The following is a 26,402-nucleotide window of genomic DNA, read 5'->3' on the forward strand; positions in this document are numbered from 1 at the left end:
TCACTTCCCCTGTCCCTTCATGAACTGGCTGAGCAGATCCACCGGCAGCGGGAACACCACCGTGGACGAGCGCTCGCCGGCAATGTCGTGCAGGGCCTCGAAATAGCGCAGTTGCATGGCCTGCGGCTCGGCCGCCAGCATCCGGCCCGCCTCGACCAGTTTCGCCGCCGCCTGCTGCTCGCCATCGGCATTGATCACCTTGGCGCGCCGCAGGCGCTCGGCTTCGGCCTGCTTGGCGATGGCGCGGATCATGCTCTCGTTCAGGTCGACATGCTTGATCTCGACATTCGACACCTTGATGCCCCAGGCGTCGGTGCGCTGGTCGAGGATCTCCTGAATGTCGCTGTTGAGCTTGTCGCGCTCGGCCAGCATCTCGTCGAGTTCATGCTTGCCGAGCACCGAGCGCAGCGTGGTCTGCGCCAGCTGGTTGGTGGCGGCCATGTAATCCTCGACCTGGATGATCGCACGCTCGGCGTTGACGATGCGGAAATAGAGCACCGCGTTCACCTTCACAGAGACGTTGTCGCGCGAAATCACGTCCTGCGGCGGCACATCCTGCACCACCACGCGCAGATCGACCTTGACCATCTGCTGCACGAAGGGGACGAGGATGATGAGGCCGGGACCCTTGACCCCGGTGAAGCGGCCGAGCGTGAAGACCACGCCGCGCTGGTATTCCCGCAGGATACGGACGGCTGCGGACAAGAACATGATCACGACCAGCGCTACGACCAGATAGGCCACATAACCAACCATCATTGTCTTGCTCCATTCCTTGCCGCATCGCGCCGCCGCACGGTGAGCACGAGGTCGCTGATGTCGGTGACCTCGACGCTGTCGCCGGCCGCGATCGGCTCGTCGGCCTTTGCCCGCCAGCGCTCGCCCAGGGCCAGCACATGACCCTCGCCGCCCTGCCAGTCGAGGATCTCGACCGGCAGGCCGCGCATCGCCTCGCCGCCGACACGCGGGGGATTCTTGCGTGCCGCCCAGACATAGGTGCCGGTCAGCAGCGCCAGCCCAAGCGTCAGCGCGGCGGCGGGACCGATGACGGCCCATGACATGGCAAAGCCCGGCCCCTCCACCCTCATCAGCATGGCGGCGCCGAACAGAAAGGCGGCCACGCCGCTGAGCCCAAGCACGACGGTGGGATTGAACGCCTCGATGACGAGGAAGGCGATGCCGAGCAGCATCAGGGCAAGGCCGGTATAGTTGATCGGCAGGAGATCGAGCGCATAGAGGCCGAGCACGAGGCAGATGGTGCCGACGACACCGGGCGCGACCGCGCCGGGACTGGTGAACTCGAAGATGATGCCATAGACGCCGGCCAGCATCAGGATGACCGCGATGTTGGGATCGGTGATGACGCCGAGCAGCCGGATGAACCAGCCGGGCTCCAGCGTCTCGACCGGCAGCCCTTTGGTCGCCAGCACCACCTTCTTGCCGGCCACGTCGACGGTGCGCCCATCGGCCAGTTGCAACAGCTCGGTGGTGTCGTGGGCGACGAAATCGATGACATGCTCCTGCAGCGCCGCATTGGCCGACAGGCTCGCCGCCTCGCGCACCGCCTTCTCGCCCCAGTCGCCATTGCGCCCACGCAGTTCGGCGAGCGAGCGGATCAGGGCGACCGCGTCATTGGTCACCTTGGCCATCATCGCGTCGCCCGCCGGCCGACCGTCCTGGCCCTTCTGCTCGCCCTGGTTCTTCTGATCGCCCCCGCCCTTCTGATCGCCCTTGTCGCCGCCCGGCAGCGACGGCAGCCCGCCGATCTCGACCGGCGTCGCGGCGCCCAGATTGGTGCCCGGCGCCATCGCCGCGACATGGGTGGCATAGAGGATGTAGGTGCCGGCACTCGCCGCATGGCCGCCGGCCGGCGCGACATAGCCGATGACTGGCACCGGCGAAGCCAGGATGTCGGCGATCATCTCGCGCATCGAGGTGACCAGCCCGCCGGGCGTATCGAGTTGCAGGATGAGGACTGCGGCGTCCCGCTTGGCGGCGACATCGAGCGCTTCCTCGAGTTGCCTGGTGCTCGCCGGCCCGATGGCGCCGTCAATGGCGACGCTCAGCGCAACCTTCTCGCTCCCAGCCGAGGAGAACGGAGAAAATGCAGCCACGGCGGCAAAAACCGCGGCAAGAAGGGCCACCCGCGCGAAGGACACGCTCAACGCTCCATGGATTCAATATGGGTGGTGTCCCGGCGAAGTCCAATGGGGAGCTGATGTCGGCGATTGGCGGAGGCCGAATTGACCGCGAGTTGCGTACCCCGCGCGGCGAAGCGCGCGGGGTGTTTGCCTGGCGGATCAGAACTTGTAGCTGAGCCCGACCCGGATATCGTGCGTCTTGAGATCGACGTTCGAAACCGTGCCAGGACCCAAAAGCGGCACCGAGATATCCTTTTTGCCGAAGTCTGAGTAACGATATTCGACGCTGGCGATCCACTTTTCGGTGAAGGCGTGCTCAACGCCAGCTCCGGCCGTCCAACCAAGATGGGTTTCGTCGTGGACTGGTATTGTACCGCCGGGGCCGGCCGTGACCACGCTCACTTCATACTTGGCGGCAGCCACGCCGGCAGTGACGTAGGGCAAGGTCCGATCGAAAGCGTAGCCAGCCCGCAGGCGCGCCGAACCCGACCACCGGCGGTCGGTCTTGAGCAGCGCTCCGGCGCCTGCGAAGGTGCTCACCCTATCTACATTGCCGTAGGCGAGGTCAGCCTCGGCACCGAGCACGAAGCTGTTCGCCAATTCCTGGTTGAAGCCGATATGGACGCCGCCAACGAAGCCGCTCGGATCGAGAGGAGCGTTAACGTCGGTACCCCCAACGCCGGCGCCGGCGATGAAGAGGTTGGATTTTCCGGCTGCGTAGCCGAAGTGAACGCCCGCATAGAGGCCGGACCAGTCGTAGGCGGTGACCGGCGAACCCTCACTGACATCCGCCGCTGATGCCAGGCCGACGGGCGCGAGAACAAGGGCTGTGGCGAGAAGAATCGTTTTCACTGTTTGCTACCTCAAAGCTGTTGCATCCCCCTGGCTGAGGACATGTTTCCGCAGCGATTCAGGTGTCGTCGAGGTGTTGCATCGCCCATCGGCCGCGTCTTGGGCTGGGCCGCACTGGAATTGTCCCGAAACGCGCCACTGTACTTTCCCGATCGCTGTGGCCGATCGGCCTCAGCCGATCGGCGCATCAGGAAGCTGCTGATGTCCTCGGCAAGGCGGAGATCGGCAGCCTCAGCCGGCTCGCACTATGATTCGGGAGCCGCGACGGGCGTGCCAATATCCGAAATGAGTTTGACCAGATCGGCCTGGCGGCGGGTGCCGGTCTTGGCGAAGATACGGTTGAGATGGGTCTTCAACGTGTTCTCGCCAATGCCGAGCGACAACGCGCTTCTGGACGCCGACAATCCGCTGCCGATGCGCAGCAGAACCCGCGCCTCCGCCGGCGTGAGGTCGAACAGCGTGGTGAGAACGGCCTCCGGCAGTGGCGAAGAGGACGTCGTGGTCGAGACGAAGACAGCGGCACAGGCGGGCCGGAAAGCCGCGCGCGCGGTGCCTTCGGTCAACGGGAGCACATAGGCGACGGCGGGCGGCTGACCTGGGGCCGAAATGGGCAGGCCGATGCCGCGTGAACCAAGCGAGCCATCCGCGTCCGCGGCGCCGGCGATCGCTTCCAGCAAGGCGCGGGCAACCGCGGGATTCTCCGTCTGCAGCACGCCGTTCCTGGAAAGAATGGGACCATGCCCCGCGAGCATCAGCTCGGCGGCTCCATTGGCATGGAGGATCGCGCCGCTGGCGCCGGTCAGAACGACAGGCACGGCAAGATGGTCGAGCGCCGCGCGATAGAGGTTGGCCGCCACGCGGGCCTGATCGAGCAGATCGCCGATCAGCGACGCACGGCGCAGATGTGGCGACAGCAGGGCCAGGAAACGCTGCTCCTCGGCCGAAATCACCCCCCTGCTTGCCCGCGTGGTGCAACCCAAGAGCCCAATCCGGTCCGGCGTATGAACGAATTTGGTGATGCAGCCTTCACGCAGACCCTGCGGCTTGGCCCAATTCTGAAAAAAGGGCGTCCGCTGGAGGTCGGCTTCGCGCATGTGCGACAGTGTCGCGACGGGCGTGTCGATATCGCCGACGACCGCGGCCTTCAGCCCGGGAATCGCGTCAAAGTCATAATCCTCCTGGAGCACGCGCATCCGCTCTGGATCCCACGGCGATTGGGCCGCGAAGCGGCCATGATTGCCGGCGGTGCTGGCAAGCGCGATGGTGGTATAGGCCGCATCCATGGTTTCGGTGATGCGGATCATCACCTCCGTCCACCCGTCGGGGTTCAGCACGCAATCGTAGATATCGCCGACAATCGAACTAAGGACTTCGCTGCTCAGCCTTTCCACCGTTTCTCCTACACCCCAGTATGCCCGCCATGATGGATGGCCGGCAAAAGATGAAACCAGCAATTTTGAGCGGCGGAGCCGGCGAAAGGAGGCCGATCCTGCCTGGACGATTTTGCTGGCGTCATACTTTCGGGTGACGCCAAGCGTGATTGAGCTCGACTAAGGGTCCAATTCGATCCGTTGAACGCTTGGCGACCTATGTCGCTGGTTATTCCTCGAATGGAAAGCGCCGCGTTCGATTTTTTTAAGACTGCGGGTTTAGCGGGGGCGCTTCCTTGTCACGAAAGACGGTGTTTTCATCCGCCGATTTGCCGCAGCATCTTGGCGACCGCGATCGATTTTCGCTCTGGCAGGATATCCATGTCGCCCAGCGATGCTTGCACAGGATTATCTACAATTCCAGCGACCTCATCGGCGGAGAACAAATCCAGAAAGAGCAATGGATCTCAACGCTGTCATCCGGTTACGCCCGTCTGCGTGCCGATCCGGCGATCGGCAGATCGTTCGAAGGCGAGCTCAGGATTGTTCGAACTTGCGACGTTTCGGTGGGCACGATCCAAGGCACTGTCAAATCGATATCGAGAACCACTGAAGACATTGCGGCCCAGAGCACCAACAATGTCGTGTTGCTTCTCAATGCCGGACACTCCCCGCTCAGTGTCGACCAGTCGGGAAGGAGCGTCGATCTGAGTCCAGGCGCGTCCGTTCTTGTCGAGCAGAGCGCTCCCTCAATCATCCGGGCGAGCAACGGACAGTGCGGCCTGATTGCCGTGCAGACCGATCGAGAACGCGTGCGTCAGCGATGTGCAGGGTTTGAGGATCGCCTGATGACGGTCGCGCCTAGCTCCATGATGATCAACGCCCTTGTTCGTGCCTATGTCGGCGTTCTGGCCGATGAGAAAGAAGCCGAGTCTCAACTGACCATGCAGTTCGTGGCCGATCATATTGCCGATCTGATCGCCGCCACCGCTTCCATTGCCGCACCTGTGACGGCGCGCGACAACGCCGACGCGCGAGGTCTACGTGCGGTACGGACGCAAGCGATTCTTACTAAAATTCGCGGCGGCTTCACCGATCCAGAAATCTCCGCGCAAGGCGTCGCCAAAGAACTCGGGCTGTCGGCGCGCTATGTCCAGGACCTGCTCCAGGAGACAGGCGTCAGCTTTTCCGAACGTGTTCTCGAACAGCGCTTGCAGGGAGCACGCAAGATGCTCTCGCAAAGGCACAAGGACGCCCTGCGCGTCAGCGAAATTGCGCTGATGAACGGGTTCAGCGATGTGTCCTACTTCAATCGCTGTTTCCGCCGCCGCTTCGGCCACACGCCAACGAGCGTGCGATAGATTCGGATGGTTCCGCTGACGGGCGCCGTAATTCCCCTTCGTTCCGAGAGGGAGGTTAGTCGTCCGGCCGCGCCCGAGGCGGCCGATGGTGCCAAACCATCACAGCGCCCGGAAAAGCCACCGCACTTCGCTCCAGTCCAATTCCAGTGCGGTCCTGCCCAAGACAATTCCTGGCTCCGATGCCATGTCGGATCAGGGTGAAAACGACTGACATATCAGGGGATTGCATGCCACAGAGCATATTTGGAAGCCGCAGCGCGACGCTGAGTTCGAGCTGGCAGACGAGCTACCGGCTACGCCATCCTCGCTCCGGCGTCAGTTCGCTGGCGCTAATCCTTGCCGCAGCCGGCCTCGTGGCAACGGCCCTTCCGGCGGCGGCCGCCCCCGTGACCTGGAACGGCGCAACGTCGAGCAATTGGTTCGACCCCGGCAACTGGACTCCGGGTACGGTGCCTGACGCCACTAATGTCGTCAACGTCAACACGCTTTCGCCGAACCCCACGGTGATAAGTGGCGCTGGCGCCAATGGGCTCACGGTTTTCGTCGGGAGGAATGCCGGTGACGTCGGTTCGCTGGAAATCATCAACGGCGGGACACTCAGCGATTCACAAGGCTCCGTTGGCAGATTCGCGGGCGCTACCGGCACCGTCACCGTGGACGGAGCTGGATCGGCATGGCTGCACAGCGACGATTTCTATGTCGGAGCGGAAGGCACGGGAACGGTCTCCATCCTCAAAGGCGGCCTGATCAGCAATGTCAGGGGCATCCTGGGCGACGGCGCCGACGCACTCGGGATCATGTCCGTGGACGGTACGGGTTCGACTTGGGCCAACAGCTCAACCTTGGTGGTTGGGCAGAACGGCCCCGGCGTACTCAACGTCACCAAAGGCGGCGCGGTCAGCGACACCGATGGGTATGTTGGCAAAGGCAGCGCTTCGAACGGCTCCGTCTCGGTCGATGGTGCCGGCTCGACCTGGACCAACAGCGGATCGCTGACGGTGGGCGACAACGGCACCGGCTTGCTGAACATCACCAAGGGCGGCGCGGTCAGCAATGTCGTAGGCACGCTCGGTCGGTATGCGGACTCCAACGGCACGGTGACGGTCGACGGTGCGGGCTCGACCTGGACAAACAGTTCCAATCTGTTCGTCGGCTATCAGGGCACAGGTGCGTTGACGGTCTCGAACGGCGGTGCGGTCAGCAATCTGAGTGGTATTCTGGGCAACCTTGCGGGCGCCGCCGGCACGGCAACTGTCGATGGCGTTGGCTCGACCTGGAAAAACGCGGCCCTCGCTGTCGGCAACGCCGGTTCCGGTGTGCTGACGATCTCGAATGGCGGCGTGGTCACCAGCTCGGTGGGCTATGCAGCCTATGCCGCGGGTTCCAACGGCGCGGTAATGGTCAACGGTGCCGGCTCGGCCTGGAAGAACTCTTCCAACCTGTTCATTGGCGATCAGGGCACGGGTGCGCTGACGGTCTCGGGCGGCGGCGCGGTCAGTAACGCCATAGGCTATGTTGGCGACTTCGCGGGCTCGAACGGCGTGGTATTCGTCGATGGTGCCGGCTCGACCTGGAAAAACACTTCCAACCTCTATGTCGGCAATTCCGGCACGGGCAATCTTGCCATCACCCATGGCGGCGCGGTCAGCAATGACGCGGGACTTGTGGGCGCGATCGCGGGCTCGACCGGCACGGTCTTTGTCGACGGCGCCGGCTCGACCTGGACCAACAGTTCCAGCCTGGCCGTTGGCGATTTCGGCGCTGGCAGCTTGGTGATCACCCACGGCGGCGCCGTCAAAAACGCCACGGCCTATGTCGGCAATTCGGCAGGCTCGACCGGCATGGTGTCGGTCGCCAATACCGGCTCGACCTGGACCAGCACGGCCCTGTATGTCGGCGGCCTCGGCACCGGCACGCTGTCGGTCTCGAGCGGCGGCGCGGTCATCAGTGACTCGGCCTCTATCGGCTATGGTGCCGCCTCGACCGGCACGGCGTTCGTTGACGGCGGCTCGACCTGGACCAGCAGTGGCAATCTCGCCGTCGGCAATCTTGGAACGGGCACGCTGGCGATCAGCAATGGCGGCAGCGTCGCCAACCTGGGAGGCGTTGTCGGCGCCGCCGTGGGTGCCAGCGGCTCGGTCACGGTCGACGGTATCGGTTCGGTTTGGACCAACAATTCTTCCCTCATCGTCGGCGCGGACGGCACCGGAACGCTCGCGATCTCAAACGGCGGCAAGGTCACCAGCGATGCCGGCTATCTGAGCTTTGATGCCGGTTCCGTGGGCACGGCAACAGTCAGCGGCGTGGGATCGACCTGGACCAGCAACAGCCTCCTTTTTGTCGGCCAACGTGGTACGGGCTCATTGATCGTCTCGAATGGCGGCAAGGTCGCCAACACGAATGGCTTTGTGGGCGGCAGTGCCGGGTCCATCGGCATGGTCAGCATCAGCGGCACCAACTCGACGTGGGCCAATAGCGGAAATCTGTATGTCGGTGGTTTTGGCCCAGGCACGCTGACGATTGCGAATGGCGGCACTGTGTCGGCTGGCGGTGTGGTCAACATCGCCAGCCTTGCGGGCTGGATCGGCACGCTGAACATCGGTGCGGCGGGCGGGCAGCCGGCGACGGCCGCCGGCGCGCTCAATGCGGCTAGCATTCAGTTCGGACAGGGCGCGGGTACGATCAACTTCAACCACACCGACGCCAGCTACACCTTCGCTTCGGCCATGAGCGGCGCGGGCACGATCAACCAGATCGCCGGCACGACGAACCTGACCGCCGATTCGAGCGGCTTCACCGGCGCCACCAATGTGACCGGCGGACGGCTGGCCGTGAACGGTTCGCTGGCCGGCTCACTGGTGACGATCTCGGGCGGCATTTTGGGTGGCAACGGCACGGCGGGCGGCATAGTCGCTCAGTCGGGCGGCATCATCGCGCCGGGCAATTCGATCGGCACCCTAAATGTCGCGGGCGACATCGACCAGGCAGCAGGCTCGATCTACCAGGTCGAACTGACATCGACCGGCCAGTCCGACCTCCTACATGCGACGGGCATGGCGACGATCGCCGCCGGCGCGGTCCTCGACGTGGTCAAGGCGGATGCGGCGCCGTATGTGCCGGGCACGCACTACACGGTGCTGCAAGCCGATGCCGGCGTCAGCGGCACCTACTCGGTCGTCGGAGTGGGCCTATTCACCGGCCTTACCGCCAATTACGACGCGACGCATGTCTATCTCGACATCGTCGAGGCAAAGTCCTTCGCCGATGTCGGCGCAACCCCCAACCAGATCGCCACCGGCGGCGGCGCTCAAAACCTGGGCAGCGGCAATCCGCTGTTTGATGCCATTATGGGCCTGCCGACCGAAGCAGTTGCGCAAGCCGCCTTCGACCAGCTCTCGGGCGAGATCCATGCCTCGGCCAAGGGCATGCTGCTCGAGGACTCCAGCTTCATCCGCGACGCCGCCAGCAACCGCATCGCTTCAGCTTTCGGCGATGGCGGCACGGCAGCACTTCCGGTGATGGCCTATGGCGAAGGCGGCCCCGAAATGGTCGCCGCCGACACCGATCGCTTCGCCGTCTGGGGCCAGGCTTTTGGCTCCTGGGGCAATACCGACGGCGACGGCAACGCCGCCGCCTTCGACCGCTCGACCGGCGGCCTGCTGGCCGGCGCCGATACGCTGCTCGGCGGCTGGCGCGTCGGCCTGCTGGGCGGCTACAGCCATTCCTCCTTCGACGCCGACGATCGCAATTCCTCCGGCAAGAACAACAGCTACCATCTCGGCCTCTATGGCGGTACCAATTGGGGCGCCATCGCCTTCCGCGCCGGTGCGGCCTACAGCTGGAACAGTCTTTCGACCAAGCGCTCCGTTGCCTTCAACGGCTTCACGGATGCTCTGTCGGCCGACTACGACGCCGGCACGGCGCAGGTGTTCGGCGAACTCGCTTACAAGGCAGATGCCGGGCAGTTCAAGTTCGAGCCCTTCGCCAATCTCGCTTATGTCAGCTTGCACACTGACGGCTTCAGCGAAACCGGAGGGCCGGCGGCCTTGACCAGCGCCGGTTCGACCACCAACGCCACCTTCACCACGCTCGGCCTGCGCGGCTCGACCGATTTCGCGCTTGGCGGCGTCAATGCCACCGCGCGCGGCATGCTTGGCTGGCGCCACGCTTTTGGCGACGTCACGCCGACCTCGAGCTTCGCCTTCGTCGGCGGCGACGCCTTCACCATCGCCGGCGTACCGATCGCCAGGGACGCGGCCGTCATCGAAGCCGGCATCGACATGAAAATGTCGCCCAATGCGACGCTCGGCGTGTCCTACACCGGCCAGTTCGGCGGCGGCGCCGTCGACAACGGCGCCAAGGCCAACCTCAGCGTCAAGTTCTGACGACAAAAGGCCGCCGGCGCGCGCCAAAATGACGTCGTCAGGCGGTGCCTATTCCGGCGACGGCACCGGCGGCTTCGAGGTCAGCGCCGTGCCGGCGGCAGCAACAATGACGGCGGCGATGCCGGCCAGTTGCGGCGGCGTCAGGCTTTCGTGCAGGAACAGGAAGCCGGCGAGCGCGCCCAGCCCCGGCTCCAGGCAGGTCAGCGTACCGTAGATGCGGGCCGGCATGCGGGTCAGCGCCACCATCTCCAGGAAGAACGGCAGCGCGCTGGAAAACAGGCCGACGAGCAGCGCGCTGACCAGGATCGACGGCGCCAGCAGCGCCGTTCCCGCCTGCGCCACGCCGAAGGGCAGCACCAGCACGGCGGCGATCGCCATGCCATAGGCGGTGGTGCGGGTGCCAAGCTCCGCACCTGCCTTCTGCGCCAGCACGATATAGAGCGCCCAGAAGCCGCCGGCCGCCAGCGCCAGCATCACCCCGGTCGGATCGAGCGGCTGCAAGGAGTGGATGAAGGGCGACAACAAGATGATGCCGGCCAGCGCAAGCGCGATCCAGGCAAAGTCGCTGGCGCGCCGCGAGGTCAACGTCGCCACCAGCAGCGGCCCGGAAAATTCGAGCGCCACCGCGACGCCGAGCGGGATCCTGGCAAGGGCCGCGTAGAACAGCAGGTTGAGCGCGCACAGCGTCACGCCATAGGCGACCAGCCACGGCAAGGTGGCGCGCGACGGCAGCATCTGCCAGGGCCGCAGCACCGCGATCAGCATCAGCGCACCGATGACCAGCCGCAACGTCGTCGTGCCTTGCGCGCCGATCTGCGGGAACAGGGTTTTTGCGAAGGTGGCGCCGATCTGGATCGACACCATGGCCCCCATCAGTGCCGCGACGGGCAATGGTGCCGCTTCGCGATTGGCAACCGGCATCGATGTCACTTGGTTTGTCCTTCCCTGCCGGGCGGAAAGCGCCTGGCGGCATGGAAATAGGCCGAACCGGCCCGCCTGTCGTGAGGCAGCGCGGGCGGCTTGATAGGGTCAGGACAGGTGTCGAGGCGCGCTGGCGCCCTCCCCGATTCAGCCGCCGAACGACACGCCCCGGCGGCGCATCCCTGCCTGCACGCCGCGCACGATCAGCCGGGACAGCATTTCCATGTCCCAGGGCATGCCCGGACGCCAGACATCCATGAGCAGAGCGATCCGGGTTTCATCGGCGTTGTTCATCACCTCGTGCGGATAGGTGTCGTCCCACAGCATGCCTTCGCCGTCGGTGATCCGCCTCTCCTGATGGTTGATCATCATGATGGTTGCCGGGCGGCCATCGGCCTGGCGTGGGATGACCAGGCCCAGGTGGAACCGCATGATGCCGCGGAACGGCCCTCGGTGGCTGGGTATATGCTTGCGCGGCGCCAGGAACGAGATCGCCGCCGATTTGACTTCCGGGCATTCGGCAAGCAAGCGGCTGAGAACCGGCATCCGCGCCAGGTTCTCCGGCACAGTCATGTCATAGGCCTTGAGCACGAACATGCGCCAGTCGAGGCCGTCATTGGCCGAGATATCGGCCTGCTCCGGCATGATGTCGTGGAAACGCGGGATCTTGCCCAACTGCACGCCCAGCGCTTCGTCGCGGATGTCGCGCCAGGCATTGGTGAATTTCGCCGCGTTCGGAAATTCCGTGGCGGTGTCGAGGATTGCCGGCGCGTCAATGCGCCTTTCATAGACACGCCGGATCACATCGGATGCAAGATCGTAGGTGTGGGACATCGCATTGCCTCCGTCACATCATAAACGGACGACCCCCGATTTTGGTTACACATTTTGTTCACGACGCCGTGCGCAGCCCCGCCCGGTCCTCACGGCGACGGTCCGAAACGACCTCGACGGCTACCCGGCATTTCGGGGGATTGCTTCACCGATCCGGCGCCGGCATCTTGTGGCCGGCAGCGTTCCGGCGCTATTTCAGAAATCTCTAATATTAATCCGGAAGCGCTATGCTGCTGTCGCGCGGGGTGTATTAACCGAGATCGGATGGAGGGCGGCCGGGGATGGTCACCACGGTATTCATTGTCGACGACCATCCGCTGCTCCTGCGCGGCCTGGCAGACCTGATTGCCCGCGACTCCGGCTACAGGGTCATCGGGACCGCCCTGGACGGCAGGAGCGCCCTGACCATGATTCGGCAACACCTGCCCGACATAGCGGTGATCGACCTGAACATGCCGGGATTCAGCGGCCTCGACGTTGCCGTCGAACTCGGCAAGGAGACGCCGACCACGCGCTGTGTGATGTTGACGGCCGGCGCATCACAAAGTCAGCTCTACGAGGTGATCATGGCCGGCGTCGCAGGGATCGTGTTGAAGGAGGCCGCGATCGGTACGTTGCTTCGATGCATTCACCGGGTCGCCGCCGGCGGCCGCTGGTTGCCGGCCGAAATAGTCGGCGAAGCCTTCGGATCGCATTCGACATCGCGAAAGACACGCTGAAAATCGATATGAACAATCGCAAGTTGGAGGTCGCCTCGCGGCTATGTGAGGCTGAGGCCGGCCATGGTTTCTTTGCCGTGTGATAGGCCTTTCCAACACCCTGCGGCTTTGCCGAATGCCTGCCTTTAAGGGAAGCAAGCCGTGTGGTCGGCTGACGAACAAGGCGATTATGCTGCACCGCAAAAGCCAATGATTCCAGCTCATTCACCGGATAGCCCCGAATTAATCCAAATAGGTAAAATGTAGATTTCTAAAATCTCAAGATCTTTTTAACAATGATTCGAGCGCTTCCTATCTCCCGAAGCAGAAATGTCTCCAATCAACCAAAGCGAGTGAGCCGGAAAAACTCGAACCAAAAGGTTGAGATGCTATCGAGAAACGCCAGAAACCGAAAAAATGGCGGCTTTTTGCCCATTTTTTGCCTTGCTCACATAAGTATTTCAGGTCGCTAAATTTATTGTGTTGCGCTGCACAATGCCGTGGCCGAACCATCCGCCGGGGGACTCATTTGCGACTGGACATATACCGTGAAGGATTCCGCCGGGTTGACCGACTTGAGCCAGCCGTCCGTCGACTGCGAGATCGACCCAGGCAGGCTCGCACGGCGCGGGTTTGATGGCGTAGCGGCGGGTCTCATGCGCATTGGCTTGCCGTTCGAAATGGCATGCTGCCCGCTTGATCGCGGACATCAAGCCGCGCTTGGAGGCCGCTGATGGCAAACGCCCGCGACATCCAGCTGGACGCACTGAGGGCCATCGCCGTGACGATGGTGATGTATTCCCATTTCTTCGCCGCGGGAGGATCTTCGTTCTGGGGCCATATGGGCGTGCGGCTGTTCTTCGTTCTGAGCGGCTTCCTGATCACCCGCCTGCTCCTGGAAGCGCGTTCGGCCGCTGTGTTTGAAGCCGGTCCCGCGCTGCGGTCCTTCTACATCAGGCGCGCGCTGCGGATATTTCCTCCCTACTTTGCCGTGCTGGGTTTCGTCTGGCTGTTCGATCTGGAGCAGTCCAGGGGATCTCTGGTCTGGCATGCCCTTTACCTGTCGAATTTCTGGTATGCGCTGCGCAACGACTGGACCCCCTGGCTTCTCTGCCATTTCTGGAGCCTGAGCATCGAGGAGCAGTTCTATATCGCCTGGCCATTGGTCGTCCTGCTGGCTCCGTACCGGCGCTTCGAGTCTATCTGCATCGGCGTCATCGCGCTGTCGCTGGCCTATCGCTTCTACTGGCCGGTCACCGCCAACCCGGCGCTGGCGCGCGACCTGCTGCCGCCGGCATCCATGGACGCGCTGGCGTCGGGCGCGCTGCTTGCCTGCTGGCGGTCGAGGGGCGCCGGCCTGCCGCAATGGATGCGGCTGGGCTGGCCTGCTTTCGCGGCCGCGTTCCTGATGATCGAGTGGTTTGTCCCCGCACCTCCGGATCCGACGCTGGAATGGGCGCGCTGGCTGCTGCTGCAAGTCCTGCCGCTGGTGCCGCTGATGGCTATAGTCGCCGCCGGCTCGCGTGGCCTTGGCGGCATCCCTGGCAGGTTTGCGGAACTGCCGCCGCTGCTGGCGCTGGGCCGTATCAGCTACGGCGTCTATCTCTATCACCCGATCTTGCTGTCGCTCGCCATCAAGTCGCAGCCCTGGATTCCGCTCAATGTCTCGCAGCAAGGGCCAGGACGGTTCCTGGTCGCAAGCACCGCCACGATTGTCGTGGCCGCGATTTCCTGGCTGGTTTTCGAAAGGCCGCTCAACAGCCTCAAGCGCCACTTCCCTTATATCCGGCGAGCCCAGGCCGGTCATGCCGGCTGGTTTGCCAGGCCGGCGCAAGCCTATCCCGGCGGATCGCCCGATGGCCGCACGCCATCCCTCGACCTCCCGCGAACGGATGCAAGACCATGACCGCCGCGCCGCTCGTTTCCGTCCTGCTGCCGGTCTACAATGCCGGACCCTACCTCGCGGCAGCGCTTGGAAGCATCCTGCGGCAGGACTACGGCCGCTTGGAGGTCATCGCGATCGATGACGGCTCGAGCGACTATTCGCTCGAGATCCTCGAGCGATACCGGCAGGCCGACAGCCGCGTCTCGATCATCTCGCGCGAAAACCGCGGTCTCGTCGCGACGCTTAACGAAGGTCTTGCGGTCGCAAGGGGCGAGCTGGTCGCGCGGATGGATGCCGACGATGTCGCCTATCCCTGGCGCCTGTCGCGCCAGGTGGCGCTGTTCGAGCAGCGGCCCGAGCTGGGCTTCTGCGGCGCGGGCGTCGACATGTTGATCCGCGGCCGCATCGCCAGGGGCAAGCCCGATCCGGTGTTCCGGTTCGGCCGCATGCCCATATTGGCGATGTTCTTCACCATCTTCATGCACCCGACGGTCGTCTACAACAGGAAGGTCATCGAAGACGCCGATCTCCACTACGACCCGACCTACAGGCACGCCGAGGATTTCGATCTCTTCAGGCGGCTGACCGCTCGCTACCCGGCGGCCATGATGCCCGAAAACCTGCTCGTCTATCGGATCCATCCGACGAGCGTGACCAGCCGCCACGGCAAGGAGATGCGCAGGACGCATTTGCGGATCGTGGCCGAGAACCTCGAGCGCGAGGACCTCGCGAAGTCCACGCGGGACCTGCGCGACATCGGCGAAGCGGCCAGCTTCGACACGGTTACCCGTGCGGCCGACTTCATCGTCGCGCTGGAGGAGCGGATTCGCTCGCTGCCGGCCGAGACGCGGCCGAGCTTCGAGGCCGGCGCGCTCAACCTGTTCTATTTCCTCTACCAGCTCGTCGCCGACGAAAAGCAGCCCCCATTGACGCATGAATTGCTGACGCGGACCGCCAAGTGGAACGCCATCCGGCGCCGCGAGAAATATGCGCTGCGGCCGGGCGCCTTGGCGCCCTGGCTCAGCCGCGCCTCGCTGGCGGCCGGCAAGCAAGCCGAAGCCGTGGAATACTTCTTCAAATCCGCGCCGGCCGCGGCGGTTCTGGCATCTCATCAGGTGGGCTAGAGGAATGACGGTCAAAGTCCACCAACCTCTGCGGGGCGAGCGCTCGACCGCGCTTAGGCTCGCCCCGGCCGATCCTCGACCGGAACGGTCAGGCCCGGAAGTCAGCTTCATCATCTGCACGCGCAACCGCATCGCCGTGCTCGAGGCCTGCATCAAGTCGGTTCAGGCCGCGTGCCGTGCCCATGCCGGCTTCGCGGCCGAGCTCGTGGTCGTCGACAATGGCTCGAGCGACCGCACGGCTGAACGCCTGGCCAGCATCGCCGCGGTGTCGGATATTCCATTCACGCCCATTTGCGAACCGCGCCCCGGACTGGCGGCTGCCCGTAATGCCGGGTTGAGGCGCGCCAGGGGGCGCGTGCTGGTCTTCGTCGATGATGATTGCGCCGTGCATCGCGACTATCTGGCCGACCTGGAACGGCATTATTCTTCCGGGGAACAGGGGCTCATCCGGGGAGGCCGCGTCGAGCTTGGGGACCCCAGGGACTTGCCTTTCACGATCAAGCGATCGCCGGTGCGCGAGCGGCTGACGCGCGATATTCATCCCGGCGGCTTCGTGTTGGGCTGCAACATGACCATGCACCGCGACGTCGCGGCCCGCATCGGCTATTTCGACGAACGCTTCGGCGCGGGCGGGCCATTGCGGTCGGCGGAGGATACCGATTACCTCGTGCGGGCGGTGCTGCTCGGCATCCCGGTCGAATATGTGCCGGACATGACGATATTCCACCACCATGGCCGGCGCGATCGCAAAGCCATCGAAAAGCTCCACCGCGACTATAGCCTGGGCAATGGCGGGCTCTGCCTGAAACATGTCCGCCACGCGCCCTGGCTGCTTCGCCATTTCTACTGGGCCGCGAGGGGGGCTTTGCGGGAATTGGCGGGCGGACCCACATTCGATCGCGAACTCGATCTGTCGCACAGGCCGATCGTCGGCATGAATGTGCTCGGCGCGGCCAGATACGCGCTGCTCCTGCTGGCGCGACGGCCGCAGGCCGAGCCGGTGCGGCAGGATCAACAAGCCAATGCGGAGGCCTGATGCCATTGCTCCCGCCTAGCCTGCCAATGCTGTTCCGCGCCTTCGGGGCGCGGCAACTGCGTCTGGTTCCGGCCGTGCTGGTCCTCGGCCTGGTCGGCGCGGCCCTCGAAGGGTTCGGCATCGGCCTGATCATCCCGCTGCTGGGCATCATCATGGGCCATGGCGATGCGACGGGAATGGCCGGCTTCTCCGCTGTTCTCCAGCAAGTCGGATCGGGCTTCAGCGAGCGCGACCGGCTTGTCGTCATCTCGGCCGCCATTCTCGGCTCGATCATCCTGAAGAATTTTTTCGGCTTCGCCAACACGCTGCTGACGACCTTCATCTCCGGCAAGGCCAGCCATTCGATCCGCAGCGCGCTGTCGGAGCAACTCCTGCGGGTCGGTTACCCTTTCTTCCTGCGGCAGAGCCCTGGACGGCTGCTCAACATCATATCCAACGAATCCTGGCGGGCGTCCGATGCCATCCAGATCATGCTGTCGGCGATCGTCAGTGCATCGGCCGCCATCATCCTCCTCGCCTTCCTGCTTTTGCTGTCGTGGCACATGACGCTGCTGGTCACACTCGGACTGGCGCTCGTGCAGATCGCGCACGCCATCCTCTCGGCCAATCTGAAGGAGCCCAGCCGCAGCGTCGCCTCGCGCAACAGCCACCTCGCCTCGCAGATGCTGCATCTGGTGCATGCCGGGCGACTGATCCGTATTTTCGGCCAGGAGGCCCGGGAGAAGGCGATATTCGACACCGCGTCCGATGCGGTTCGCCGCGCCTCCTTCGTCCTGCAGGTCCGCCAGGGGGCGCTGCCGCCGCTGACCGAGGTTCTCCACGCCATGCTGTTCCTGGCGGTGGTGATCGGCGCCTGGCTGGCGCAGGTGGGTTTCCCACTGATCATCGCCTTCGTCATCCTGCTTTACAGGCTGCAGCCGCATATGCGGGCCCTGCAGGGATCATGGAGCCAGTTGCAGGGCCTGAGCGGATCGCTGGAAGAGGTGGCATGGATGCTGGATCCCGCCGGCAAGCCCAGGCCGCCGCAAGGCGACGGGCCTTTCCACGGTTTGCGCCAGGGCATCAAGTTCGATGACGTGACGTTCACCTATTCCGGCACGGACCAGCGTGAAGTGGTGCTGCATGCCGCGACGTTCGACATCAAAAGTGGCCGCTCGACGGCGCTGATCGGCCGCTCCGGCGCCGGCAAGACGACGATCGTCAATCTTCTGTGCCGCTTCGTCGAACCGGACACCGGCAGCATCCTCGTCGATGGATCGCCGCTCGACCGGATCGACGCCAGCCAGTGGCGGCGTCACATCGCACTGGCCAGCCAGGAGCTGGAACTGGTCGATGGCACCATTTTCGAAAACATAAGCTACGGGCAGGACGCGGCCACAATCGGCGACGCCGAGCGCGCCGCGAAACTGGCCGAGGCGCATGAATTCATCGAACGGCTGCCTCAGGGCTACGAGACCCTCGTCGGCTACAGGGGCGTCAACCTGTCGGCGGGACAGCGGCAGCGGATCGCCCTGGCCAGGGCGCTGGTGCGCGACCCCGATCTGCTCATCCTCGACGAAGCCACCAATGCGGTCGACGGGCTGTCGGAGGCGGCCATCGTCGAAACCCTGAAGTCGAGGGCGGGACGGCGCACGACCATCGTCATCAGCCACCATCACAGCACCATTTCGTTCTGCGACGACGTGGTGATCCTGAGCGGCGGCCGGGTGAAGAAGCAGGCCCCTTTCGGCGCCCTGGCGTCGCTCTCCATGGACGAGCTCTACCAGCATGAACCGCAGGACTGACATGGCCGGGCCGCGACTCCCGGTGCGCGGTTCGGCCATCCGAATCAAGGACCTAACACTTGCCGCTGGCACCCTGCGCGATCGCACCAATGCCATGCGGTGCGTGGACTCGTTACCGTTCCTTCGCGGCGGACCTGTCGATCCGCCCGGGCCGGTGCCCATCGCTTACTCTCCAGATGCGGCGCCGGCCTCCCCTCGTTCCGGTCATCCGCCGCCTGGCGCAAATGGCCGTGTTCGCGGCAGCGTGACGGGGGATGGGAGGCTGGCAACGTCGGCGGGACAGAGGGGGGCGTCTGGCGCTAGCCTTCGGAGTATAGGCCTGCGGCGTCGCGCTGCCCCCACCCCGCTGCCTTCGCAGCGACCCTCCCCACAAGGGGGAGGGTAAAGATCAACCCGCGATCGCCATCGGCACGGCGCTCTTGTTGGGGATCTGGATATCGATCTCCAGCGTCGACATGGTCTCGCCGCGGTCCATCGAGACCTGCAGGTAGTCCTGGTCGATCTGCACATGCTTGGCGATCACCGCCATGATCTCCTCGCGCAGGATGGAGACGAGGTCGGGCTGGCTGCGGTTGCGGCGCTCATAGGCGAGCAGCACTTGCAGCCGCTCGCGCGCCACCGGCGCGCTGGAGCGCCGCTTGAAAAGGTCGAACACGTTCATGCCGCCCTCCTTCCCAACAGACGGTCGAGGAAACCCTTGCGCTCGAAGGGAACGACAACAGGCAGATCCTCGCCTTCCAGCCGCCTTGCGGCGTCGATATAGGCCTTGGCCGCGGTGTTGAGCGGCTCAGACAGCGTCACCGGCGACCCGAGATTGGAGGCGCGCAGCACATCCTGGCTTTCCGGAATGATGCCGAGCAGCGGCACCGACAGGATTTCCAGCACATCGTCAATGCTGAGCATTTCACCGCGCGCGGCGCGCCCCGCGTCATAGCGGGTGACCAGCACGTGCTTGGCGATCTGCTCGCCCTGTTCGGCGCGCATGGTGCGGGCGTCGAGCAGGCCGATGATGCGGTCGGAATCGCGAACCGACGACACTTCCGGATTGGTGACGATGACCGCCTCGTCGGCAAAGCGCATGGCGAGTTGCGCGCCGCGCTCGATGCCCGCCGGGCTGTCGCAGAAGACATAGTCGAACACCGAGCGCAGCTTGTCGATGACTTCGCCGACGCCCTCTTCCGTCAGCGCGTCCTTGTCGCGTGTCTGCGAGGCCGGCAGCAGGAACAGCGTGTCGACGCGCTTGTCGCGGATCAGCGCCTGCGACAGCTTTGCCGTGCCCTGGATGACGTTGACGAGGTCGAACACCACGCGGCGTTCGGCGCCCATGATCAGATCGAGGTTGCGCAGGCCGACGTCGAAATCGACCAGCGCCACCTTCTTGCCGGTCTTGGCCACGGCGGCACCGAGCGCCGCCGTCGAGGTGGTCTTGCCGACGCCCCCCTTGCCCGAAGTGACCACCACTACCTTGCCCATCAAAAAGCCTCCGTTGTTATCAGTTTGTTGTCCCGGGCCGCCCTGACGACCGTTTCTCAGCTCAAAGTCTCGACGCGCAGGCCCTCGCCATCGAGGAAGGCCTGCACCGGTTTGCCGCGCGACACCCCTTCCATCTCCTCGGCGGTGATGTACCAGCCGTCGACCGACAGAAGCTCGGCCTCGTTGCGGCGGCAGAAGATGCGCGCGGCGGTGTTGCCGAGCGCGCCCGCCGAAGCGCGCCCGCGCAGCGTGCCATAGACATGGATCGAGCCGGCGGCGACGATCTCCGAACCGGACGCGACCGAGCCCAGCACGATGACATCGCCATGCGCATGCATGATCGCCTGGCCGGAGCGGATCGGCGTCTTGATCATCAGCGTGCCCGAATCATAGTGCGAGACCTGCGGCTGGCTTTCGTCAGTCTTGCTTGCGCCAGCCTTGCCCTTGCCGGCACCAGCGTCCACACGCACGTCCACGCCGTGGTCCCTGCCCTCGGCAGCCTTGCCGTCCGGCTTGCCGGCACCCTCGTGCCCGCCTTTGCGGCCAGGCAGCAGCCCGTCCGTCGTCGCCTCCTTGGCGCCGACCAGCAGAGGCGGCAGGTCGGGCCCGAGCGTGGCCCCTTCCAGCTCGATGGCATAGATGCGGATGCCGCGCGTAAAAAGCTCCGCCACCAGTGCCGCGATCTCGCTCGGCGCGGGCTTCAGCGTGTTCAAATCGAGCAGCACCGGCCGCCCGGCAAAATAGCCCGGCGAGTTGCCGATCCAGTGATCCAGCCCCTGCAGCCACTCCACCATGGGCGCTTCCGGGGTCAATGTGAAAGCGACGAAAGAACGGGCACGAAAGCGAATGGATTTGGCCTCGAGGGGAGCGGCAAAAGTCACGGCTGGCGAATCCTTACTGAGAGGTAAACGCTAGCGAGGAAATGGTTAACGAATGGTTAATGAGGGGGGCTTGGCAGTCCTCGAGAAATTGGACGGTCGGCCAAACGCCAGTTGCGGTCGCTGCCCGCGACACGCTGATTGTCTGGATAGGGATCGCCTCCAGACTGTCCGATTGTGGAACGCCGTCCGGCAAGCAACCCCTAGCGATAACATCGTGGGTTCGCCGAGGACTGTTCAGGTTCGCGCTATGTCACGGCTCGTGTAAGCGTTCTTCTGCTATCACATGTAGCGCGTGCAAGAACTCTCTCTGCCGCAGGCCGACGTCGCCACGCCTCTTGGCGCGATCAGTAAGTTGCTCAAACGTTTCTCGAATCTGGGCAGGAGTTACCAGTCGTTTCACACCCTTCGGGGTTGCTCCCCTTTTCATAACGGCAATTCGCGTCGCGTCGTCGGTGTAGAACTGCGCCAGGGCTTCAGCCGATTCCATGTCCATAAGGGGTTGTAGCTCAATCCGGTTCTCCAAACGGCTTCTGAACGCAGGGAGGGCCGTCGAGTAACGACGTAGCGCGTCCGGAGTGACCGCAATCATCATGAACAGGTGCTCAGGAAGGGCATCGATAATTGCTCGCATCGACGACAGATACCGTACAACGGCGGTAGCGCTCAGCACGCCGTCCTGCTTTTCGAGTTCATCGAGGAGTAGAAATATTCCGTTCAGCAGTTTGACGTAGCTACTTACCTGAACGAGGTCCCGGAGGGCCGCAGTCTTCGATTCGACCGTATCAAGTCTAAAGTTCACCCCCAGGAGTTCCCTGTGAACCTTGAGAAGGCGAAGCCCAAGAAACCACTCATTCAGGCTCCTTACTACGTCCTCTGCTCCGTTCGACTGTGCCAGTTTGCGAAGGGCGATGCGTACCTCGTGACTGCGCGCTAGCCCAATGGCCACATCCCCATCAGGGCCGCGCAGCGCCTCCGCGAGCTTGCGGAGATGGTCAATGCCGAGTTCCTGAAAGAGCCTTCTAAGCGTACTGTCGAAGGAAGCTTCTGGGTCCGCGAGGTATCTAACGACGTAAAAACCGTCTAAGGATTCAAGGGCACTTTTAAGCTCGTTCTCAAAATAGTTAAGTACGTTGGTCTTTCCTGTTCCTTGGGTTCCTTCAACTACGATCACCTGAGAACGTCGGTCGCGAACGAAGCTCTCTATCCGAGCTTCAATTTCGTCATCGACTTGGGAGCGTAGGTGAGGATTGTCAGCAGTCTGGCTAGATGAAGGAAACGGATTTTGCAGAACGCCATACCGAACGAAAAGGTCCTGCGCCTGCGCTGGTTGAGTAGCCTGCGCTAGTTTGTCTTTCAAGCTCACTTTTTTGGCTCCCCAAGCCTAATACTGCTGCTGGACTTGCCAGGGATGAGAAAGTCCCCCCTGTAGAGGTGGACCGTCTCCACAGTTGGTTTGCCGCCCTGCGACTTGAGCACTCGAATAACGTGCTGATCGTGGCGCGTGTCGGTGGTTGATCCCTCTGTTGCGCGAATAATCAGCCCCGCAGCGCTGGCTTCTTCTAGCGCTTCGCGTGCAAACGCGGGGTGCACGCCCTCAGATCTGACTAGTGACTCCAACCACGCGCCTACAGACACATATCCATCCCCTTTGTCGAGTTCTTGGTATCGCCTGAGCGCCTTCTCAACAAAGGTTGGCAGATTGGGGAGCGAGGGGGTTGGGTAATAGCCTTCGCCGGGGATAGAGGCGCCAAGGCCAGTCAACTCGCCCAATACTTTGTAGGTAGACTCCGCTCGTGAGGGTAAGGTTAAGTCGGCCGGCCTCCCAACTGCGGTTGCGCCTAAGCTTTCTCTGAATGAGGCGAATGAGGTCACATTCGACAGGGCATCTGCCAATTGCCTACGATCTGATCGAACGATTGCATCAACGAGTTCGAAGCCTCGCTCAGTCAGTGCCCACCGACCGTTCTCGACCTTTACATAATCTCCGGCTGTTAAGAAGCGGATATACTCGCCGGGAGTGGCAGCTTCGACAATTTTGAGAGCGTCGGCCTCGGTGAGATGTCCTTCGCCTGCGAGGGTCACAATCAACAAGAACATTCGCTCGATGTTAAACCGATAGTAGCCCACCACATCCGGGACAGCTGCTGCCTTTGGCTTCTGAGTTTTGAAAGCACCGGCAGCGCTTCTTCCCGGCTTTGGAGTCACAGCGGGCTTCTTTCCCACGGGTGGCTTGTTGTCCTCGTCGATGGCCTCAGTCGCCAATGGGGCAATGCCTGAAGATCTCATCCAAAGAAGGTCATTTTGTGAGTGCAGCGGTGACCACGTGAGGTCTGTTCCTATCGCCGCGACCTCCACCCAACCTACGTCCGAAACCAGACGTGCAGCGCCGAAGGTAGTTGCCAACTCCCACAGCACTGCCTGAAGCGGCGTCCTGACGATCTCGGCCGAGAATGGGTGCATCATCGCGCCGGTAAGGCGTCTTCCAAAGAAGGCTTCCGCCCCAATCGTTCGAAAATAGAGCGGGGCGATTCCCTCAGCTAACGCCATTCTAGCCAGCCCTTGATCGGCAGTTAGCAAACGCACCATGTGCCCCGGGTTGGAATGCGCCTGGTGAAGGCGAGCAGCCTCGAGGATCAGTCGATCACAGTAGCTTCGAAGAGGAACACTGATGTTGAGGTCAGCCCATTCCGGCTCGCTGTCCTTTTGAAATGCATTCCGCAGGGGGTCGCCCAGCAGGGGGGTCCTTTCTATCTCGGTATCAGGACGCAATTCCAACCTAAGCAACACCCGTTGACCGGACTGGCTGAGCATGTGGTCGAAGAGGAGCGCGCTCGCATTTGCCTTGGTCGCCCGACGTCGCTTTAGGAAGCTATCCGCCGAGTTAATGACTTCCATGTGCACCACTGCCGGGACCTTTATCCTCGCCATCGGATGCAGGAATTGGGCTACAAAGTTGATTCCTCCCTGAAGGACACCGGAAGTGTCGGCAACAACCGTACACGCCCGTCTGAAAGGCATGTCCTCGAGCAACAGAGGGTCAAGGAGCGGGTGCACCAACCCCAACCGAACAGCGACGGTCGCTATAGCATCGAGGATTCGCTCAATCCTACCAAGGGTCTTCTCGTGTGCATCTTTAGCGGCGCCTTTTGCATTTGCGTCGGGGGCGATTATCTCCATCAACGTGTGGAGAGCGGTCCGCGTCTCGACTAAGTCGGCGACCACCCACTCGAAACTGCCACGCTTCGCTGACGAAACCATTTGCGAGGAGTCGGTGCTATCACCTTCGAGTTCAATTTCACCCAAAGGCAAGAATGCTGCGTCCTTGAACGCTTTGTCCTCTGACACCTCAATACGACACTACCCCGTGTTCAGAAACAACGGAGCAAACAGCCTCGCGGAGTCCTGGCAGGCGACTAGCTTGTACGTCATCGGATCGAAACCGACGCGCCAGGTACGTCCCGGAACACCTGATAAATCCATTCAAGCTGGCGGTAAAAGGAAAGGAGCGGATTCAATCGCATTGGTGTTTCGCCATCATTCTCAAATTGCTGACCGCTCGTTGCCCACTCCAATCCATCTAGTACTGCCTCAACATCCTTAAGATACGCCCCAAGTTTTTCCAGGCTACGCTCATCGGGACGAAGTGCGGGCTCGAACTCCACTTGCAATCGTTCACTGAGACGCGTTCGGACGTCAGCGTCGGCCAAGCCGCCCCAGATGTCCTCTTTTGGTTGCCATGTGAAGGCCTCCCTTTGGAATAGAAAATCGGGACCGACCACCGTAACCGAGTCGGCCTCGTGCGTTTGAAATGTCATTGTGCGGTCTGGCGTAAATGCGCGCCAAATTGTAACGCGAACCCCCGCAGACGTGTCCTGCGCCATCCGCCACCCCCGCAAAGCTGTGCGCCAATCGACCACCAGCACCGTATGTGCTTAGAAGCGCGCAGACAAGGGCTGGGAGCGCTCTCGGGCATCCGCTCATCGAGGGAAACTCATCCGATCACCGATTCTCGCCCAAATGAGGCGCCTACAGTCTTCAACTGAATGTCTGCTTTTGGATGCTGCCCGGCATAGACTGAACGACCGGAATCAGGCGCAAAGCTGCCCTGTGATTAGCGGGATCAAGAGTAAACCGGTCACGCAAGCTTGCGGCGTATCGCTATCGCGGTCGCCAGAGGTACGCGCCGAACAGCCCCCTCAATGCCACGTGAAATACTGCACCTCCCGCTCATGCTTCCCGGTCTTCTCGTCCTTCTTGCGTGAATAAAGTCGGCATCTGCCGTCCTTGAGTCTGCGGATCATCTCGCTCTCCCTGATCAGGATTTGGCCTCGATCAAGATCGCCTGTCTCGCCCCGTGGAGTTCGAGAACGCAGCCATGCTGGCCTCCATCGAGCCGGCTGAAGCTCGGGGGCAAGTCATGTTGGATCAATGGACCAATTTCTTCGTCATGGTGGGGGGCGGCGCGGCGGGGCTTGCCGGGTTGATCTTCGTCGCGATCTCGATCAATCCCGAACGCATTGTCCGCAACACGACGCACAAGAACCGGGCAATCAACATGCTGTCGGGCTTCAGCGCGATTTTCATGGCATGCAGCCTTGCGCTTCTGGGCGGTCAATACCTTCCCGCACTCGGGTTCGAATGGCTTTTCCTCTGGGGCATAGCAACATTCATCTTCGTCAGGGGATATGTCGTAGCCATCAAGGCGGGGATGAGTTCCATCGGGTTGACCGGGCCGCGGCTGGCGGGCGGCACGATGTGTTACCTGGCCGAAGTCGCAGGCGCGATTTTCCTTATTCTCGGGCGCGGCGCGGGCCTTTACATCGCGGCCCTTGGAACCATCGTTTTGTTCGCCTTCCTGATTTCAGGCGCATGGCTCCTCATCATCGGCATCTACGAAGAGCCGGCCAAGGGATGAGCTGCACGCTCGACGCCGCGAAGGCAGGCCCCTCAATGCCGCTTGAAATACTGCACCTCCTTCTCATGCTTTTGCGCCGCCTCGCGGTTATCGAACGTCCCCAGATTCCGCCGTTTCCCGGTTTTCTCGTCCTTGTTGCGTGAATAAAGCCGGTATCTGCCGTCCTTGAGTTTGCGGATCATCTCGCTCTCCCTGGTCAGGTGCCCTTTTTGGCCTTCAGCCCGCGCGCTGCCTGCTCCACCGCGGCACGGTCAGTGCCCAGGCGGTCGAGCAGCGCTTGCGCCTCGTCGCCCGAAATGCCGGTGCGCATGGCGAGTTCCTCGACCTCCAGCACATCGGTGCTGGCGATCTCGCGCGGCAAGGCGTCGTCGGCTGTCAGCGGCAGGGCCGCTTCCCTGTCGATCTCGGCCTCGGCCCGGTGCCAATGATGCTCGGGATCGCCGCCGCCTTCACGCTCCCAGATCTGGTATGCGCGCTGCTGGATCTTCTCGTGCCGTTCGTCGCCCATTGTCGTTCCTCCTTCGTGTCAGGGATGAACGCCGGGCTTGCGCGAATGATCCAAAAAATTTGCGTGATCACTGGTCCTGGTGGACCGGTCGAGTTTGGCGCCCTACGGGACGCCCCGGCAGCCTCCCCATCCTCCGGCAACTGGTTCTCCACTGCCAGCAGCGCCGCCACCGTGTATCGCGCTGTCACTGTCACTGCCTCAGCTGTCCGGCGAATGGCTGCCCGCCCCTCTATG

22 protein-coding genes are annotated in these 26,402 nt (G+C 63.0%); 8 read left to right on the forward strand and 14 right to left on the reverse strand.

Translation table 11 applies throughout. The features are described from left to right. The 4 genes from ACWGS8_RS10365 to ACWGS8_RS10380 form a co-directional block, all read right to left on the reverse strand. Complete coding sequence (locus ACWGS8_RS10365; protein WP_454580824.1) at positions 1–759, reverse strand: slipin family protein; 759 nt, start codon at positions 757–759, stop codon at positions 1–3. After that, positions 756–2,159, reverse strand: a complete 1,404-nt coding sequence (locus ACWGS8_RS10370) for an NfeD family protein (RefSeq protein ID WP_454580825.1) — start codon at positions 2,157–2,159, stop codon at positions 756–758. Before ACWGS8_RS10370 ends, ACWGS8_RS10365 begins: the two co-directional genes overlap by 4 nt. Before the next feature lie 141 nt (positions 2,160–2,300). Then, a complete protein-coding gene (locus ACWGS8_RS10375) occupies positions 2,301–2,993 on the reverse strand; it encodes an outer membrane protein (RefSeq protein ID WP_454580826.1) in 693 nt (230 codons plus the stop codon). Between the two features lie 245 nt (positions 2,994–3,238). After that, a complete protein-coding gene (locus tag ACWGS8_RS10380; protein ID WP_454580827.1) occupies positions 3,239–4,384 on the reverse strand; it encodes a helix-turn-helix transcriptional regulator in 1,146 nt (381 codons plus the stop codon). 275 nt (positions 4,385–4,659) lie between these two features. On the opposite strand from ACWGS8_RS10380, the gene ACWGS8_RS10385 reads away from it, so the two are divergent. Beyond that, positions 4,660–5,724: an AraC family transcriptional regulator gene (locus ACWGS8_RS10385; protein WP_454580828.1), complete on the forward strand. Its 1,065-nt coding sequence runs from the start codon at positions 4,660–4,662 to the stop codon at positions 5,722–5,724. 227 nt (positions 5,725–5,951) lie between these two features. Beyond that, positions 5,952–10,109: an autotransporter outer membrane beta-barrel domain-containing protein gene (locus ACWGS8_RS10390; protein ID WP_454580829.1), complete on the forward strand. Its 4,158-nt coding sequence runs from the start codon at positions 5,952–5,954 to the stop codon at positions 10,107–10,109. Positions 10,110–10,157: 48 nt separating this feature from the next. Here the strand turns inward: ACWGS8_RS10390 and ACWGS8_RS10395 are convergent, their stop codons facing one another. Continuing rightward, positions 10,158–11,039, reverse strand: a complete 882-nt coding sequence (locus ACWGS8_RS10395) for an EamA family transporter (RefSeq protein WP_454580830.1) — start codon at positions 11,037–11,039, stop codon at positions 10,158–10,160. Positions 11,040–11,177: 138 nt separating this feature from the next. After that, entirely contained in the window at positions 11,178–11,864 is a 687-nt protein-coding gene (locus ACWGS8_RS10400) for an aspartyl/asparaginyl beta-hydroxylase domain-containing protein (RefSeq protein ID WP_454580831.1), read from the reverse strand. A gap of 281 nt (positions 11,865–12,145) precedes the next feature. Between ACWGS8_RS10400 and ACWGS8_RS10405 the strand changes: the two genes are divergently transcribed. The 5 genes from ACWGS8_RS10405 (at position 12,146) to ACWGS8_RS10425 (ending at position 18,391) form a co-directional block, all read left to right on the forward strand. Next, positions 12,146–12,583: a response regulator gene (locus tag ACWGS8_RS10405; protein WP_454580832.1), complete on the forward strand. Its 438-nt coding sequence runs from the start codon at positions 12,146–12,148 to the stop codon at positions 12,581–12,583. Between the two features lie 712 nt (positions 12,584–13,295). Continuing rightward, positions 13,296–14,468 (forward strand): acyltransferase family protein, encoded by a 1,173-nt coding sequence (locus ACWGS8_RS10410; RefSeq protein WP_454580833.1) that lies wholly within the window; start codon positions 13,296–13,298, stop codon positions 14,466–14,468. Further along, a complete protein-coding gene (locus ACWGS8_RS10415) occupies positions 14,465–15,571 on the forward strand; it encodes a glycosyltransferase family 2 protein (RefSeq protein WP_454580834.1) in 1,107 nt (368 codons plus the stop codon). Before ACWGS8_RS10410 ends, ACWGS8_RS10415 begins: the two co-directional genes overlap by 4 nt. 4 nt (positions 15,572–15,575) lie before the next feature. After that, a complete protein-coding gene (locus ACWGS8_RS10420) occupies positions 15,576–16,607 on the forward strand; it encodes a glycosyltransferase family 2 protein (protein WP_454580835.1) in 1,032 nt (343 codons plus the stop codon). Continuing rightward, on the forward strand, positions 16,607–18,391 hold the full coding sequence (locus tag ACWGS8_RS10425) for an ABC transporter ATP-binding protein (protein ID WP_454580836.1): 1,785 nt from the start codon (positions 16,607–16,609) through the stop codon (positions 18,389–18,391). The genes ACWGS8_RS10420 and ACWGS8_RS10425 overlap by 1 nt, the downstream gene beginning before the upstream one ends. Before the next feature lie 388 nt (positions 18,392–18,779). Here ACWGS8_RS10425 and minE read toward each other — a convergent pair whose 3' ends face one another. The 6 genes from minE to ACWGS8_RS10455 form a co-directional block, all read right to left on the reverse strand. Then, positions 18,780–19,052: a cell division topological specificity factor MinE gene (gene minE, locus ACWGS8_RS10430; RefSeq protein ID WP_027047075.1), complete on the reverse strand. Its 273-nt coding sequence runs from the start codon at positions 19,050–19,052 to the stop codon at positions 18,780–18,782. Then, on the reverse strand, positions 19,049–19,864 hold the full coding sequence (minD, locus tag ACWGS8_RS10435; RefSeq protein ID WP_095200673.1) for a septum site-determining protein MinD: 816 nt from the start codon (positions 19,862–19,864) through the stop codon (positions 19,049–19,051). The genes minE and minD overlap by 4 nt, the downstream gene beginning before the upstream one ends. A 56-nt stretch (positions 19,865–19,920) precedes the next feature. Next, positions 19,921–20,745, reverse strand: a complete 825-nt coding sequence (gene minC / locus ACWGS8_RS10440) for a septum site-determining protein MinC (RefSeq protein ID WP_454580837.1) — start codon at positions 20,743–20,745, stop codon at positions 19,921–19,923. A gap of 250 nt (positions 20,746–20,995) precedes the next feature. Next, the gene (locus ACWGS8_RS10445; protein ID WP_454580838.1) at positions 20,996–21,916 is read right to left on the reverse strand and encodes a BREX system ATP-binding domain-containing protein; all 921 of its coding nucleotides are present in this window, start codon (positions 21,914–21,916) and stop codon (positions 20,996–20,998) included. 188 nt (positions 21,917–22,104) lie between these two features. Further along, a complete protein-coding gene (locus ACWGS8_RS10450) occupies positions 22,105–24,054 on the reverse strand; it encodes a hypothetical protein (protein WP_454580839.1) in 1,950 nt (649 codons plus the stop codon). A gap of 116 nt (positions 24,055–24,170) precedes the next feature. After that, positions 24,171–24,626, reverse strand: a complete 456-nt coding sequence (locus ACWGS8_RS10455) for a hypothetical protein (protein WP_454580840.1) — start codon at positions 24,624–24,626, stop codon at positions 24,171–24,173. A 494-nt stretch (positions 24,627–25,120) separates the two neighbouring features. On the opposite strand from ACWGS8_RS10455, the gene ACWGS8_RS10460 reads away from it, so the two are divergent. Continuing rightward, positions 25,121–25,660 (forward strand): hypothetical protein, encoded by a 540-nt coding sequence (locus tag ACWGS8_RS10460; RefSeq protein WP_454580841.1) that lies wholly within the window; start codon positions 25,121–25,123, stop codon positions 25,658–25,660. A gap of 32 nt (positions 25,661–25,692) precedes the next feature. Here the strand turns inward: ACWGS8_RS10460 and ACWGS8_RS10465 are convergent, their stop codons facing one another. Together ACWGS8_RS10465 and ACWGS8_RS10470 are read right to left on the reverse strand one after the other, a co-directional pair. Then, positions 25,693–25,842: a hypothetical protein gene (locus tag ACWGS8_RS10465; protein ID WP_454580842.1), complete on the reverse strand. Its 150-nt coding sequence runs from the start codon at positions 25,840–25,842 to the stop codon at positions 25,693–25,695. Between the two features lie 14 nt (positions 25,843–25,856). After that, on the reverse strand, positions 25,857–26,168 hold the full coding sequence (locus tag ACWGS8_RS10470) for a DUF2934 domain-containing protein (RefSeq protein WP_454580843.1): 312 nt from the start codon (positions 26,166–26,168) through the stop codon (positions 25,857–25,859). Positions 26,169–26,402: the final 234 nt, after the last annotated feature.

This window comes from Mesorhizobium sp. 43Arga, from assembly GCF_053714255.1.

What these genes read in the sequence shown, in the direction of transcription:
- ACWGS8_RS10365 (WP_454580824.1), bottom strand. Translation starts at nt 759, where the DNA reads ATGATGGTTGGTTATGTGGCCTATCTGGTCGTAGCGCTGGTCGTGATC.
- ACWGS8_RS10390 (WP_454580829.1), top strand. Translation starts at nt 5,952, where the DNA reads ATGCCACAGAGCATATTTGGAAGCCGCAGCGCGACGCTGAGTTCGAGC.
- ACWGS8_RS10400 (WP_454580831.1), bottom strand. Translation starts at nt 11,864, where the DNA reads ATGTCCCACACCTACGATCTTGCATCCGATGTGATCCGGCGTGTCTAT.
- ACWGS8_RS10405 (WP_454580832.1), top strand. Translation starts at nt 12,146, where the DNA reads ATGGTCACCACGGTATTCATTGTCGACGACCATCCGCTGCTCCTGCGC.
- ACWGS8_RS10410 (WP_454580833.1), top strand. Translation starts at nt 13,296, where the DNA reads ATGGCAAACGCCCGCGACATCCAGCTGGACGCACTGAGGGCCATCGCC.
- ACWGS8_RS10415 (WP_454580834.1), top strand. Translation starts at nt 14,465, where the DNA reads ATGACCGCCGCGCCGCTCGTTTCCGTCCTGCTGCCGGTCTACAATGCC.
- ACWGS8_RS10420 (WP_454580835.1), top strand. Translation starts at nt 15,576, where the DNA reads ATGACGGTCAAAGTCCACCAACCTCTGCGGGGCGAGCGCTCGACCGCG.
- ACWGS8_RS10425 (WP_454580836.1), top strand. Translation starts at nt 16,607, where the DNA reads ATGCCATTGCTCCCGCCTAGCCTGCCAATGCTGTTCCGCGCCTTCGGG.
- minE (WP_027047075.1), bottom strand. Translation starts at nt 19,052, where the DNA reads ATGAACGTGTTCGACCTTTTCAAGCGGCGCTCCAGCGCGCCGGTGGCG.
- minD (WP_095200673.1), bottom strand. Translation starts at nt 19,864, where the DNA reads ATGGGCAAGGTAGTGGTGGTCACTTCGGGCAAGGGGGGCGTCGGCAAG.
- ACWGS8_RS10455 (WP_454580840.1), bottom strand. Translation starts at nt 24,626, where the DNA reads ATGGCGCAGGACACGTCTGCGGGGGTTCGCGTTACAATTTGGCGCGCA.
- ACWGS8_RS10460 (WP_454580841.1), top strand. Translation starts at nt 25,121, where the DNA reads ATGCTGGCCTCCATCGAGCCGGCTGAAGCTCGGGGGCAAGTCATGTTG.
- ACWGS8_RS10465 (WP_454580842.1), bottom strand. Translation starts at nt 25,842, where the DNA reads ATGATCCGCAAACTCAAGGACGGCAGATACCGGCTTTATTCACGCAAC.
- ACWGS8_RS10470 (WP_454580843.1), bottom strand. Translation starts at nt 26,168, where the DNA reads ATGGGCGACGAACGGCACGAGAAGATCCAGCAGCGCGCATACCAGATC.